Annotated in this window: 13 protein-coding genes; 1 reads left to right on the top strand and 12 read right to left on the bottom strand. The window is 42.6% G+C overall.

Annotation, left to right across the window (positions count from 1 at the left end; genetic code table 11):
• Window positions 1-2: 2 nt before the first annotated feature.
• The 7 genes from ACP7A0_RS09350 to ACP7A0_RS09320 form a co-directional block, all read right to left on the bottom strand.
• Complete coding sequence (locus ACP7A0_RS09350; protein WP_060597218.1) at window positions 3-554, bottom strand: cysteine hydrolase family protein; 552 nt, start codon at window positions 552-554, stop codon at window positions 3-5.
• Between the two features lie 60 nt (window positions 555-614).
• Window positions 615-1,022 carry a YueI family protein gene (locus tag ACP7A0_RS09345; RefSeq protein WP_060597219.1) on the bottom strand — a complete coding sequence of 136 codons (408 nt, stop codon included), beginning with the start codon at window positions 1,020-1,022 and terminating at the stop codon, window positions 615-617.
• Between the two features lie 27 nt (window positions 1,023-1,049).
• Window positions 1,050-1,298, bottom strand: a complete 249-nt coding sequence (locus ACP7A0_RS09340; protein WP_034660684.1) for a YueH family protein — start codon at window positions 1,296-1,298, stop codon at window positions 1,050-1,052.
• Window positions 1,299-1,394: 96 nt separating this feature from the next.
• Window positions 1,395-1,616: a spore germination protein gene (locus ACP7A0_RS09335; RefSeq protein ID WP_212040915.1), complete on the bottom strand. Its 222-nt coding sequence runs from the start codon at window positions 1,614-1,616 to the stop codon at window positions 1,395-1,397.
• 99 nt (window positions 1,617-1,715) lie between these two features.
• Window positions 1,716-1,937 (bottom strand): spore germination protein, encoded by a 222-nt coding sequence (locus tag ACP7A0_RS09330; protein WP_034659837.1) that lies wholly within the window; start codon window positions 1,935-1,937, stop codon window positions 1,716-1,718.
• A gap of 66 nt (window positions 1,938-2,003) precedes the next feature.
• Window positions 2,004-3,107, bottom strand: a complete 1,104-nt coding sequence (locus tag ACP7A0_RS09325) for an AI-2E family transporter (protein ID WP_034659839.1) — start codon at window positions 3,105-3,107, stop codon at window positions 2,004-2,006.
• Window positions 3,108-3,291: 184 nt separating this feature from the next.
• Window positions 3,292-3,528 carry a YuzF family protein gene (locus ACP7A0_RS09320; RefSeq protein ID WP_003213721.1) on the bottom strand — a complete coding sequence of 79 codons (237 nt, stop codon included), beginning with the start codon at window positions 3,526-3,528 and terminating at the stop codon, window positions 3,292-3,294.
• A gap of 182 nt (window positions 3,529-3,710) precedes the next feature.
• On the opposite strand from ACP7A0_RS09320, the gene ACP7A0_RS09315 reads away from it, so the two are divergent.
• Window positions 3,711-5,195 carry an esterase/lipase family protein gene (locus tag ACP7A0_RS09315; protein WP_066030464.1) on the top strand — a complete coding sequence of 495 codons (1,485 nt, stop codon included), beginning with the start codon at window positions 3,711-3,713 and terminating at the stop codon, window positions 5,193-5,195.
• Here the strand turns inward: ACP7A0_RS09315 and ACP7A0_RS09310 are convergent.
• From ACP7A0_RS09310 to essC, 5 genes are all read right to left on the bottom strand, one after another.
• The gene (locus ACP7A0_RS09310; protein ID WP_060597222.1) at window positions 5,192-5,725 is read right to left on the bottom strand and encodes an HD domain-containing protein; all 534 of its coding nucleotides are present in this window, start codon (window positions 5,723-5,725) and stop codon (window positions 5,192-5,194) included. The genes ACP7A0_RS09315 and ACP7A0_RS09310 overlap by 4 nt on opposite strands.
• A gap of 205 nt (window positions 5,726-5,930) precedes the next feature.
• Window positions 5,931-6,674, bottom strand: a complete 744-nt coding sequence (locus tag ACP7A0_RS09305) for a (S)-benzoin forming benzil reductase (protein ID WP_426004980.1) — start codon at window positions 6,672-6,674, stop codon at window positions 5,931-5,933.
• Window positions 6,675-6,772: 98 nt separating this feature from the next.
• On the bottom strand, window positions 6,773-7,258 hold the full coding sequence (gene essA / locus ACP7A0_RS09300) for a type VII secretion protein EssA (RefSeq protein WP_034659843.1): 486 nt from the start codon (window positions 7,256-7,258) through the stop codon (window positions 6,773-6,775).
• Window positions 7,248-10,145, bottom strand: coding sequence for a type VII secretion protein EsaA (esaA, locus tag ACP7A0_RS09295; protein ID WP_426004910.1), 2,898 nt, complete (start codon window positions 10,143-10,145; stop codon window positions 7,248-7,250). The genes essA and esaA overlap by 11 nt, the downstream gene beginning before the upstream one ends.
• Complete coding sequence (gene essC, locus ACP7A0_RS09290; protein WP_426004908.1) at window positions 10,142-14,617, bottom strand: type VII secretion protein EssC; 4,476 nt, start codon at window positions 14,615-14,617, stop codon at window positions 10,142-10,144. Before essC ends, esaA begins: the two co-directional genes overlap by 4 nt.
• Between the last annotated feature and the right edge of the window lie 45 nt (window positions 14,618-14,662).

The following is a 14,662-nucleotide window of genomic DNA, read 5'->3' as shown; positions in this document are numbered from 1 at the left end:
CCTTACTTAACCACTTTCGCACCAAGCGACTGCTCAAAGTGAGAAAGTGCCCACTCGTGCCCCGCTTCATTAAAACTCGCTACAGCATTCTGGTGAATCACAAGTTCGAAGCCTTTATTGTACGCATCAACAGCTGTATGAAGTACACAAATATCGGTACATACGCCGGCTAAATGAAGTTCAGTGATGCCGCGTTCGCGCAGTTTCATTTCTAATTGAGTGCCTGCAAAAGCAGAGTATCTTGTTTTTTCCATATAGTAGACATGCTTTAAATGTTTTGACGTGTGAAATAGTGAACTTAGTTTGCCATAAAGTTCAATTCCCTTTGTCCCGCGAATATTATGGGGCGGAAATAACTTTGTCTCTGGATGAAAAGGGTCTTGCTCTTCATGATGATCGACTGCAAAGACGACAAAGTGTCCTTCATCAATAAACGAAGAAGTGATCTCTGTGATCTTAGGCTCAATCGCCTGTCCAGGCTTTCCGCATGTCAATTTTCCATCGTCTGCAACAAAATCAACGGTATAATCAATACAAATCAATGCTTTGCCCATCCGCATCTCTCCCATATGCTCTTTTGACTCATTATAGCCTATTCATTTCACTAGGGAAACCTATTCAACAGATTCGTGAGAAAAAGCCTTTTGAAGCAGCTCATCTTCTATATAGATGTGCTCTTGATTAACCGCATTCGGCAGCTCTATCACAAGACCAAAAGGAGAATGCGCCTCATAATGATTCACCACTTTAAAGGAACAACCAGCGGCATTAGCCATTTTCACATATTGAGAATATGAAGCATAGGACAACTCACCATTTAAAAGAACAGTGGCCTGACGGTTGGACTTTAATACTTGTTCGACCTCTTGATACGGTTTATTTCGTAATACCTGTCCCTTTGTCAGGGCGAGAAGCGCTCGTTCCCTTAATGAACCGAGAAACATTCTTCGTTCATCGGGCTTTGTTTCAGCATGTCCAAATATTCCTTGCTGCAAATAAAAGTCTACGGATTCTTCTTTCATCGCTGTTTTCACTCCTGGTTTTAAAATTTACATTTCTGTGACCCAGTGCACAATCTTTAGTGCAAGCTCACGGGCTTCGTCTGTTTCTGCTCTTTCCATTAAGGATTGCTCGAGCGTATGGATCAGCTGCTCTTTTTCGTCCTCGTACGCAATGGATATACTCCATTCAATGTCAGGTACGGCAACAAGCGTTTTATATTCTTTTTTATTTTCATGTAAATATACATTGTAGGTCTTTGGTTGCCGGCTTGTGATGTGTGCTTTTCTAATTTTCATTTGACTCTGTTCACACCTCTTTTTTCTTCTTACATCCATATCCATTGTACCATAAAAAAAGACAGCTTCTGAAAAGGAAATCCCTTTCAAAGCTGGCTACGCATTGAAGCTCTTTTGCTGACTAATAAGATTTAAATCCCAAACAAATGTGACGTTTGGACTGTTAAAAAATTGGACGAGGTCCCCTGCATTATAGGTACCTGAACCACCGGCGGAGTAATCAACACTTTTTGGCGAAATGGGAAAAACACCGCCGAAATGTGCCGCCCCATTTCCGTACACACGATCTATATGAATAGGTCCAACAATCGCTGGCATTGCTCCACCACCTTTTCTATCCACATCATTTGCCCAGCTCAACAATACGTGTATCACAAATAAAAAAAGACAGCTGATATTTGATCACCAGCTGTCTTTCTATGCATTAAATGATTGAGGCTGGTCAAACAATGTGAAGTCCCAAAGCATCGTCGCATTAGGATCACTTGTAAGAGACATATAATCACCTGAATTAAAGGCTCCCGCCCCGCCAGTGGAGTGGTTTACAGCCAAAGGGGCAATGGCCAGTACATCACCGAAAGTAGCTGCACCGTTTCCTCCTAATGACTCGATATGAATAGGTCCAACGATTGCAGGCATCAGAATCTCCCCCTATCTGCTTATGTCAATCATCTTATGCAAAAAGGGAAAAGTTGTGCATCTGCCCTATACGTTTAAATGCTGTTCTTTACGAGACCGCTGACGCAGCTGAACCAATCTGACAATATTCAAGGTGATCGCTTTGAGCAGTGCATAGACAGGGACTGCAAAGATCATGCCAAGGATTCCCCCAAAGCTTCCTGCACCAATTAACAGCAGGATAATGGTCAAAGGGTGTGTGTTAAGGCGTTTCCCAATGATCAATGGAGAAATGACATTTCCGTCAATTTGCTGAACGACAAGAATCACAATCACTGTCACCACTGCTTTTCCAGGCGAATCAAGAAAGGCAATCAGCACAGCTGGTGCCGCGCCAAGATATGGTCCAAGGTACGGGATCACATTTGTGACCGCAATGATAATACCGAGAATAAGCGCATATTTCACACCAATTAATAAGTATCCGATAAAACAAGCCACTCCAACAAATAAACAGACAACAATCTGCCCCTGTATGTAAGCCGCAAGTGTGTCGTTTAATTCTTTAAAAATTTTCAACCCTTCCTTACGGTAAGGCATTGGCAAAAATTGAACGAGCTTGTCCGGAAACTTATGCCCGTCTTTCAGCATATAAAACAAAATGAACGGAACTGTGATGACGGCTAAAGCAATATTGGCAATCACGCCAAACACCGCAGACATACTTGAAGCGATATTTTCCGGCAAATCTTTTAATGTCGAAACGATCGTCTGTTCAAATTTTGAGACAGACACATAATCTTGGTTCATCATCCAAGTAAATGTTTTAGAATGCGAAAAGTCATTGATAAACTTCTGCATGTCCGTCACATAACCAGGGAAGCTTTTGACAAGTCCACCGACCTGCGAGACAATCACCGGTCCAGCAGCATTGACGATGAACGTGATGAGTCCAATGAACAAGAGATAAATGATCAGGATAGCGAGTGTCCTAGGAATTTTCTTGGACAAAAATCGAACAATTGGATTAAAGATGAAAAAGAGAATACCCGCCAGCAAGATGGGGACAAACAGTGTTGATGCAAATAAAATAATCGGCTGAAATAAAAACGAAACCTTAGTTGATACATAGACAATGAGTAAAACAAGTAATATTTGGAATGTCCAAAAATGAACTTTAGATTTTAACAAAGATGCTCCTCCTGTTACGTATTGATCTTATTAAAAAACTACTATTCAACCCACCTTCTGTCAACTGCTTCTTGTTTTAGAACCTCATTTTTTGAAAAAAAAAGAACAATTGGTATATCATGCACTTTTTCCAGATATACATTCTATAAGCATGAAAAAAAGCAGACATCTATGCGTCTGCTTGTTACACTCTTTCACTGTGATCAGGCATCACCGACACGATTTGCTGGATCCGCACATAAAAAACTGATTTCGCCCCCGCTTCAATCACAATATGATCCGGCATAACTTCCTTCAATTTCCCACGCACCGTATCTTTCACTGTTTGCACAATTAATCTCATACCGACCACTTTCTGCAATGTTTGATAAACATATGGATCAACTAATGAAACAAGCTGTGGACTTCCTTGTTGTGCCATCCTACCTGCCCCTTTACTTGTGTATTTACCCACAGCGTATGCATGAACCCATGTGAATGTCACTCAGGGCAAACCCACAACATTAATACCATATTTTTACAAATAGTACGTTTTTACATTTTTAAGAAGTATAATAGATTGGTGCTGCCAACAATTTAAATCATTCGAAGAGGTGAATTGTCTTGAAAAAACTCATCTGTATTGTTGCTGTCATGCTCTTTCTATCCTCTGCAAGTTATGCGTATGCAGGCACAATTGGAGATCCACCTGGGACGCCGGGGAAGTGGTTTAAAGGAGAAGAGCCCGTTCAAAAAGACGAGTCAAAACCACCACTTGTTTTTGTTCATGGCATTAACAGCTCCTCCTCCACTTGGTCCGATCGAAACGATATGGCAAAGCAGGCTGTTCTGAACGGATACGAAAGCGCATTCATAGATTTGCATCCAGATCAGGACATGAAAAAGAACGGCAAACTATTAGCAGAAAAGCTCAAAGAAATCTATGATGCGTTTGGTAGAAAACTCATCGTGATTGGTCATAGTAAAGGCGGGGTCGATACACAGTCCGCACTGGTGTATTTCAAAGCACATCCCTATGTGGAAAAGGTCATTACTCTCGGCTCTCCTCATAACGGGACACCGCTTGCGGATCTAGCGTATAGCAAGGGCGGAAGCTGGCTCGCGCAAATTCTTGGACAAAAAAGCGACGCGCTTTATTCTTTGCAAACCGGTCTGATGGCGGCTTTTCGAAGTGAAACCGACCAGCTGGAGGCGTTTCCCAATAAATATGTCACCTACTCTGGCTCGGAATGGGGAACATTTGGCGGTGTGCTGTATTTAGGCGGCATGTATTTAAAGAGCTTTGGTGCAAATGATGGCGCCGTCACAGTAAACAGCACAAGACTATCGTATGCAAACAATATTTTAACAGGAAAATGGGATCATCATTCAATCAAAAACGGCACAAGTATGTTTCCTGTGTTCCAGCATCAGCTTCTGGCAAATGTCGCAAGCGCTGAAAATGAAAATAAAGAGGAACAAGAGCCCGTTTCTGCTGAGCTGAATACAGATGTTTATGTGAAAGGTGGAGAAAGTGAAAAGGATAAAACAGAAGCGTTCTATGTAGAGGAAGGAACGAATGGCTTATCGATTCAGTGGTTAAATGAAAGGCAGGAGACGCGGCCAGAAATCATCGCCCCAAATGGAGACGTCTTAACAAACCTTAAGACATCGGAAGCATCTTTCCCATATGAAGGCGCATATTCACACCATGTGCAAATCAATAAGCCCGTTCCTGGAAAATGGACGATTCGATCAAATTCAGGCAAAAAGGCTCCTTATCTGCTGCTTGTATCCTTTGATTCACCATTAAATGAAGAAATTAAAGCAGCTGCATCGAAGTCAGGGGATGCATCGACCCATTCAAGCGGTCTGATTAAACGGTTAAGCAAATCAGTGGAAACCAATTACTTTAAAGATGCACAAAAAGACCATCCACTGAAAACAAGTACCTCATCAGCCATTCAATTGAAAAAAGAAGGTGCTTATTCCGTCACGGTGCATTACACCGGACTCACTACGTCAGGAACATCTGCGTTTAACCGTACCGTTATTCGCACGTTGTATGTCGATCAGCACGGAACGATTCATGGAGATATTCCATACTAAACAGAGCGTTTCATGGGCTGGAGTGCCTGCTGCACTTTCTGATCCAAATCGGCAATCTTTTTCATTGCCAATGATTCGTCTATTTGTCTGTAATGGTGGTGTCCGCCAGGCTCTTCATCCATTTCATCTGCTTTCTTCACAATTTGCTGGAGTGTGTCCTTATGGAGGTCGCCCTCTGGCAAATATGAATCCGTATGAAGCAGAATCGCAAGTGCAATATCTTTGGCTGCTTTTGGTTCCTCCCCGAGCCGTATGAGCAGTTTGTGTGCCCGCTCTGCACCTTTAATGGCGTGAATATCATTTCTTCTATATGTCTCGTAATCCCATTCTCCGCCGGCTGTATACCATTCATAGTGACCGATATCATGCAAGAGTGCTGCTTTCACAGCCAGATCTGGGTTAATTCCCGCCTGCATCGCCAGCTTGAATGCGTGATAAGCACAAGCAATCGCATGGGCTTTTCCTGAACGATTTAAATACTTTTGAGCAACTGGATGGGTGTAAACATCCATTAATGTAACCTTTCTCATGGAAACCCCTCCTTATCTATATTTTTAGCATCCTAACATATTCTGAAAAGAAACTCAAATGTTCTGTTATATTTTCTATGAGTCTCAAGATTAGCTTATGTCAAATCAGCTGGTTTTGCTTGTACAAGACGAAAAAAGCAGTCGTGATGACTGCTCGCAGAACAGACACCGAATGCGAGGGTTTGTCTTCACGCTGCTACAGTCGTTATGACTGCTTTTTCACATACTCACGTGCATCGTATACGCATCCGCCAGCTGGATCATCCGCTAAAAGATCGAGCAAAATACCTGCGACTTCATCTGGACTCTTCAGCGTGCCTGTTTCATATAATTGCTGAAAACGGTCAATTTGTTCGAAGTCCTGTTTTGATGACTTCCGAATCTCCCTCTGCATATCTGTATCAATGGTGCCGGGGGAAAATGAAAATGTGTTGATTGGATACGCCTCGTCCTGCTGTTCCTCATGCAAAGTCCTCATAAACATATCAAGTCCTGCCTTTGAGCTGCAATACGCACTCCAGCCTTTATAAGGGTTTTTCGCCGCTCCAGAAGAAAGGTGAACGATCGTTTTCTTTCCGCTATATGATTGAGTCTGCTTGGTAAAAACATGGCTCAGCAAAACAGGGATGACAAGATTCAACGTATAATGCTGATGAAGCGTATCCTGTCCGCCTTGCCCCACACGTTTGATAGGTGTCACCATGCCTGCATTATTGACGAATAAGATGTCATCAGCAGCTGACAGTGTTTGCGGCGTGAGACTATCTTGAAGCCATTTGGCTGCTGCTTTCTCATCTGTCAGGTCGACCTGTGTATGTGTGAGCTCCGGATGGTAAATCGGCGATGCACTTCTTGCTGCCGTATACACATGGTCCCCGCGTGAAAGCAGCCGGTTCACAAGTGCTAGACCAAATCCTTTTGATCCGCCTGTAACGATTGAAATTCGAATGACAATCTCCTCCCTTGATAACACTATTTTACGTAGTGGAACGGTATGACATCAAGCAATCTGCATAAGAAAAGCCTGCCTCTTTTCAAAGAGACAGGCTATTTCTTTTCAGCCTTCACATTCACCTTAGGAATCAGAATGAACATCACGACAATGCCAAAGACGATTAAGAAACCAAAGATGATGGGAAGCAGTGCTGATGTCTGCTTCTTGTGATCATCGCCAGAAGGTGCTGATACAGCGGCATCACGAAAAGAGATATTCATCTCTTCCATCATGTGAGCTGATGTTTTGGGCGGGTTCTCTTTTAGATCACTGAAAAGCTGCGGAGAAAGAGACCCTCCCGGAGTTTTAGGCGGTTCAGCAAAATGAATGTCTGTTTTGACTGTTGATGTCTTTTTGCTTTGTTCGTATTTCGTTTGATCCCTCAATATACTTGAGTTAATATTGAGTTCTTTTTCCTGATATTCATTCGGCTTGACATTTGTATCCGTATCTTCACCAGCAGCGAAAGCAGCAGGAATGAGGAGAAAAAGGGACATGACACCAAGTGCCACCCCTTTCACGAACAGATTAAGCCTCATGAGTCACATCACGTTCCTCCGTTTTATCTTTCCATAGCTTTGTCACAAGCGGGATGGCCATGAAGAGGACAGTTAAAATCACTAATCCTATAACACCCATTCCAAAGTGATCTCCATTTCCATATTGGATGGACAGGTACACGTCTGTCACTGGATTTGTGAAATAGAAATTCGGCATCACCAAATCAATTAATGGTGCGACAAAGAAGAAAATAAGCGCCGTTGCTGCCATCCATCCGGCAATAGAGCCGAAAAGGAACGCCGTGCGAATAAAGGCGGAACAAGCCACTAATAGTAAAATCGTGAAAACGGACCACTGAATCGCTTGATCATCTGCAAGCTTGTAAATGTTCAGTCCAAACAAGCTGATCATGAGTCCGACTAATAGATTTAAGATGCCAAACAGTGCACCTTTAACCAGCATCGGAGCTGCCGCATAATACGAGCTGAAAAAGCCAATTAACAAACTACTGATCATCACAATGACCAAAATGACCACTGGCGGTACAGTCTGCGTTTTTTCTTCCGGCACATCACCGCTGATTTTCAGCGGATTGGCTAAGTGGTTATACACATAGTTGCTGTTGCCTTGATCACTCAATGTGTTTCCTAAAATACCTTTCAAATCTTGCTGAACAAGCTTCGTAGAGTTGACATTCTTGCTCCAGTTTTCATTCAGCGTATCCGCTTTTTCTTGAACTGTTGTCACACTCTCTTCAATGTTATTCGTATAATCCGCCACCCCTTTTTGGCGGTCGGTTAACGAACTCATATTTTCAGAAAGACGAAGCACTTCCTGACCAATTGAATCCTGTGCACTGACAACAATTGAACTGCCTGCAAGGTCTGCCGTATACACTGCATCTCCTTGATCAGCCATTTGCTCCGCAACATTGTCCGCACTTTCAGAGATTGTATTTAATTCCTGTTCCATGCTTGCCTGCTGAGTCGAAATGTATTCTGCATAGCCATCTGAAAACTTCTGCATCTCATCAATAAAAGTAGACACATCATCGTTTGACGTCAGCATCTGATTTTTGAGCGTATCCCAGTTTTCTGTTTCCTCTTTTTTGATGGAGAGGATGGACTGGATTTTCTCTTCTTTTGTGTCTAGTAGAGAAGAGTTATTAGATGGTTGATAGACATTTGCAATCATCAGCTCTAGCTGGGAGAGTTGATTGGAATAGTCCATTAATTTTTTAGTTCTTGTTGAATTTGTTTCAAACTTTTTCTCAAAAAGGTTATCATTAAAGGCTTCACCAATCGGTGAGTTTCTGCGCTTCAGCTCTTTTACTTTGCTTAAAATAGAGGATTCCTGATTTTTGATTTCATTTGGAATCACATTATATCGATCTTGTAACCATAGGTACATCTTTTCAAGCTTTTCTACTTTTTTCGTAAGGCTCTCAAGCTCTTTACTCATTTGACTCACTTTGTCTTTCAATTCGTCATTATGAGCGGCAGCTTTTTCTTGAATTTTCTTTTTCACTTCTTCTAAACGAGTAGAGAGTGCTTTAAGGTCATCCTGAGATGAATTCGTGCTGCCGGTATCTGGCTGAGCAGGATTTTCATCGCCTTCACCTTCTTTGCCATCTTCAGTAGAAGGCGGCGTCTCCTGTTCTCCTAATTCATCTGCAAGGTCGTTCATTTCTATTGAAATTTGCGAGAGCGCGTTTGTTTCTTCATCTAGGTTAATCCCAATCTCTTCTGGTTTTTCATTATCTTGATCTGATGGCCCGTCATCATCAGAGTCAACTGGACGCTCAGGCTCATCCATCAACTCTTGCCGTTTAGCCAATAGCTTCGTTTGCAAGGCTGATATCTTATTTCGATAGTCTTCTAAGTAACGATCTTCATACTTTTTAATCAGTTCTTCTTGAGACGCCATCACAAGATCCGTTAATCCCGTTGCTTGCTTTGGAATGGCGTCCTCTCTTGACTTTTGAACAGATTGAATGGCGCTGTCAGTTGTGTTCAGCTGACTTTGTACCCCGTTGATGTCTGTTTTTAGTCCGCCCATTTGATCACTAAAGCTGCGGGCATTTTGGTTTTGAATATCAGCAAGCTGTTTGAGCCCTTGCTGGATTTGTTTTTGACTTGTCGATTGCGCTTTGATCAAGAGGTCCTTCTGTTTGTCTTGATACTGCTGGTATTGATCGACTGCTTTCACAAAGTCCTTTAACTGGTTCTTTGCTTCTTCTGTTGTACTCAAACCGTCTTTATACTGTTTCTGTGAATCGGTCATCGCATTTTTTAATTCTTCTATTTGTTTCTTCTGCTGCTGAACGGCATCTGATAATTTGTTTGAGTTCGGCTTATAGAAGTTATACATCGTGTTTTGGAATTCGACTTCTTTACCGACAATATGCTCAAACTCTTCTCTGACATTGCCGATTTCCTGTGATACAAAACTCCAGTATAACGTCGACATCTGTTCATTCATTTTCTTTTGCGCATTTTCCAGCTCTCTTTGCACTTTCTCTTTATTGACTGAATTGAGCTGGTCTTGAATAGAAAATTGAATGGATGCCTTTTCAGGGTGGTCTTTATCATAGCTGAGCACATTTTTAGAGAAATCAGACGGAATATAGAGGACAGCGTCATACTTTCTGTTTTTCAGTCCATTTTCCGCCGCACTGCGATTCACTACGGTCCATGTATAATCTGGACGCTCTGATAATGCTGCCACGACATCCTGTCCGAAACGAGCGGTGTTTTCACTTTCGCTCGCTCCCATATCTTCATTGACCACAGCAATATTACGTGTGGCATTCTTTTTCTGTTTTGCCGGGTCATCTCCAATGAGGTGGAAAAATAAAACCGGCAGAACAAGAATCAATATCATGGTCGATACGATTTTGATGGAGCTTTTTTGCTGCTCTGTCATTGAACACTCTTCCTTTCTACCGCACATAAAGGAACCTGGATTTTCTTCTCTTTCCCGTTTTCAACCAAATACCCGAACCCTGGCTGAATATCTGGTTCTTGTCTTGCATATGGAAGCGGTATGATGTTTTGCTCTGATTTTTTCATGAGTAACATGGCATGACGAACTTGTTTGATTTCGTTTGTGAGTGCATCATAGCCTTTACTGAATTCGGTATGATTCCCTGATGCGATCAGGCTAAAGCCTAGGTGTGCATATGACTTCATGAAATCAGCCAATTGATCTTGAAGACGCGGATCGATCGTCTGCTGAAAACGCGTAATGCCATCAATCACAAGCACAATTTGAGGGAACGACAACTGATCGGTCTCTCCCCTGCGTACAGCTTCGACGTACATCTCTTCCCGCACCTTGAATAAACGGTCTATTTCCTCTGCCCATTCGGTAATATCATCCTTTGTTTCAAGGTAATCGATATTCTCTTCCTTTGCATAATGGGAAAGACCCCGATCAATCGAATCAAACACGGCCAGTTTCTCAGGTTTTGCTGCTAAAAGCTGATCAAGCATCAGTTTTGTCACATTTGTTTTCCCTCGCTGCGTTTGACCGATGATGAGGCAGTGTTTATTCTTTTTCAAGTCAAAGTAAACAGGTGCAACAGATTCCTCATCTAGTCCGACTGGAATGTCATACGGCTGTTTTTGTTCTTCTAAACGACTCTCTAGCTCCCAAATGGTCAGTTTATCAGGAAGCATTGGCACAGGCTTTGGTTTTTCAGCTGATTCAAAGCGATCATGAAGAAGCTGTATCTCTTCTTTCAAATGCTCAAACAGTTCGAGATCGTTCTCTCCTTCAACTGGCAGGAACATTTGCGCAAAGTAAAGCTCTTCTTTGTTGATAATGACTCGTCCTGGAATCGGCTCTAAGCTGAATTTCGGTCTGCCAATAATCGAGTACGCCTCTCCTTGATCCATTAAGTAATGGACGACCTTTGTTTTTAAGTTGTTCATAAGAGATTGGCGGACTGCGTTTACCCGAGTCGCTGTAATCAAGAAGTAAATTCCTAATGATTGTCCATCACGGCTCAGCTGGATAAATTCAGATTCAAGTTCATGCATTTCGTCTTTGACAATGTCAAAGTTGTCGATCACGATGAAAATGAACGGGAGCTTTTTCTCATTTAAGGCGTTGTACATTTTGATATGACTCATTTCTTGTTGCCTGAATAACCGCTTGCGGTATTCAACCTCTTCCCGCAAACGCGTCATTGACTTTTGAATCTTTCTCATTTGATCCATTAAGAAATAATCCGCCGTATGCGGCAGCTTGGCTAACGGAAGCAATGTCCCGTTTCCGAAGTCATAAATATACGCATGCCATTCTTCAGGTGAATATCTCTCCGCAAAGCTCATGAGCAGTGTTGTGGCAGCAAGTGATTTGCCGTAGCCGGAGGAACCGAAGATGCCAATGTTCCCATCTTCCATCATTTGATAAGAAAGTGGATGCTGGCTTTGCTGATCTGGCTCATCGACAAGCGCAAAATGGAAGACATGCTCTTCACTCGACGCATAACGTGATTTTGGAATCCGTTCTTCAAGCGGTGGAAGCCATGGACTTGGGAGCTTCTCAATCCCAAGCTCCTGCTGCATACGTTCAATTTCATCCACAACAGCAGAAATCTCCGATACTGTCTCTTTCTTCACTGCCGGCTCTGTGCTTACCCCTGATAACGGAATGAGTCCAGTATCTGTCACAATGGCAATGTCATCTTCTGATCCGTAGCCATCTTCCATATAAGGCGCACCGCTCCAAGCTGATTGGAACAATTCATAAATTTCATTGTTCCCCACTTGTAAGTAGCCGCGGCCTGTAACGGTAATGGACGCCGCATCACTATTTTTCAAAATTTCCTTACTGTCTGACGCATCTTGTACTTTTAGTGCCACCTTAAAGCGGGAGTTACTCCAAATTTGATCATCGATGACTCCGCCTGGCTTTTGTGTAGCCAAAATGAGATGGACCCCGAGGCTTCGGCCGATACGTGCAGCACTGACAAGCTCCCTGATAAAGTCCGGCTCTTCACTTTTTAATTCAGCAAACTCATCAGAGATTAAGAATAAATGAGGCATTGCCTGTTCAGCCTTTTTCTCCTTATAGAGCTTCGTATAATCATTGATGTGATTCACATGATATTGATCAAACAACCGTTGTCTTTTCTTCAATTCACTTTTAATTGAGGCAAGCGCTCTTTCACTAAAGTTTTTGCTGCCTTCAATATTGGTGATGGTGCCAAGTAAATGAGGAATATTTCGGAACGGCTGCGCCATTCCGCCTCCTTTATAGTCAATCAGCAGGAAAGCGACTTCATGTGGGTGAAAGTGTACAGCGAGCGATAAAATGTACGTCTGTAAAAATTCACTTTTCCCTGATCCTGTTGTTCCCGCCAACAGGCCGTGCGGACCGTGTGCTTTTTCATGCAGATTCAGATCCACAATGTCATTTTTCCCTTTATAACCGATTGGCACAGATAGTGATTTGGCCGTTTCCGATGTGAGCCATTTTTCACGAATGCCAATGTCGTCTACCTGTTTGGCATGAAAAAGATCAAGGAAGGAGACCGTTTCAGGAATCGAGTTGGTCATTCCAACTTGATGATCTAATGTTCTCAGTGTTCTGGCAAACAGCTCATTGTCCCCGCGCTCATGTGTATCAAGCTGAAATGGGATTCGGACGGCTTTCTTGTGCTGAATGAGAATATCTCCTTCTTCTTCGTTAATATAACGGACAAGCGTCGAGATATTTTCAGCTAAGCTTTCCTTTGTTTCAGCAGCAAAGATAATTGAGATGCCAAGGTCAGTCCGGCTGCCTTCTAAATATTCTAAAATCACATGTTCAGCAATAAGCTCGTGATTTGTCACGATAAACACAAAGTGAGGCGTAAAGATTTTTTTCTCTTTTTCTTCTTCTAAATCACGCTCACGTAAAATTTCATAAATCGAGGACAACAGCTGATCGCGTGTTTGTTCGTTGTAAATAAACCCTTTGCCGTATGTATGAGGCAGCTGGAAATGCGGAAGCCATTTCATCCATTCCCAATTCTCATACTCCTGCTCATGAAAAATAAAGACAAATCTCAAATCGTGATAGCTGTGCGAGAAAGCAAGCTGTCCGACAAGTTGATGAAGCTCCTTTTTCACAATGGCTGGCTTTCCAATCAAGCCTGTTGGGCCATCTGCAAGACCAAATGTAATGGGTACATCCTTCACTTCACGATAGACCTGTTGCATGTGCTGCGTTTGTTCCATTAAGTCATCCATGTCACGATTGGCCATATCGCCACCGCTCATCGATAATTCATAGCTTGATGGGACTGCACCCGTCCCAAGACGCAGCTGCAAGAAATCGTCACTCACAAGTGTTTTTTCCCAAATCCGGCCGCTAATTTCTGACGTTAAGTACTTCATTTGTTCAAATGACGGATAATGATACGTCAAAATATATTGCTGGCGGTCGTAGAGCTCTTGCAGCTCTTTTCGTTTATTTTCTAAGTATAGAGAATAGACTCGCTGCCGTTTCTCTTCCCGTCTTTTGCGTTGTGATTTCTCTTTAAAGTATTGAACGGACGATGTGATTAAGGTCATGATAAACATCGCCATCGACACGACAATAAAGATCCCGCGCGGCTGGACAAGAGCGACAATTCCCATCACAAGGAGCATCACAAGCGGCGGAAGGACAACAAGCCAAAGCCCTCTGCTGTTATTTTCACTCTCCTGCGAAGGAAAGCTAAAGGATACCCGGTCATCTGGCAGGTCATAAATTAAACGAGGTGTTCGTCTATATAAAGGATATTTTTGTTTTGTTTCTGTGCTTGGTGCTTTTGTTTTTTCCAAACGTGTTTGAAATGGTTCATATGCAGTCACCTGCAATAAATCATCATCTTTCAATGTCACCGTTAGAAAGTTCCAGAACAGTTCATCTCCAGTATAAACCTTCTCTGGACCATGGATTTTTTTCCCGTTCACATAAATCGTCTCGTCCTGAGGCATGACATACCAAGTTCCTTCGATTTTCTCCAAAGTAAACTGGCTCGCATCTTGAAACATGGAATGCGCTTGTTCTTTCCACACATCAATACCATCTTTTTCCTCACGTGAAAAAGACAGCTCGACTCTATTTCCTAGGTAATAAATGTGTTGGTCATATTGTGCTTCCATTAACATAAGTGTAAGTGATCCAAGTTTATATGGTTCATGTAGAAGTAATGTGCCTTTCTTCCCTTCACCCTGATAAATGGAAAAGCCATCATTCGGTTCATCGGGAGATAAACGGATGACCCCTTCATCAAACGAAAGTGTAGGGATTGTCACCGTATGCTCTATTTCAGGTCCAATCACAGCTTCTCGATTGAACTGCTCGTCTAAACGGACGGTTTGATAATCCTCCTCATAAAAAACCCAAAGAAGACTCAAACGCTCCACCTCCTCATGGGACAGCAGCAACTGTCAGTTGTATCG

Source organism: Bacillus sp. DWP3-1, assembly GCF_049896565.1.
GTDB lineage: Bacteria > Bacillota > Bacilli > Bacillales > Bacillaceae > Bacillus.
The sequence above is the reverse complement of the archived record's forward strand: the minus strand, read 5'-3'. Positions and strand labels throughout refer to the sequence as shown.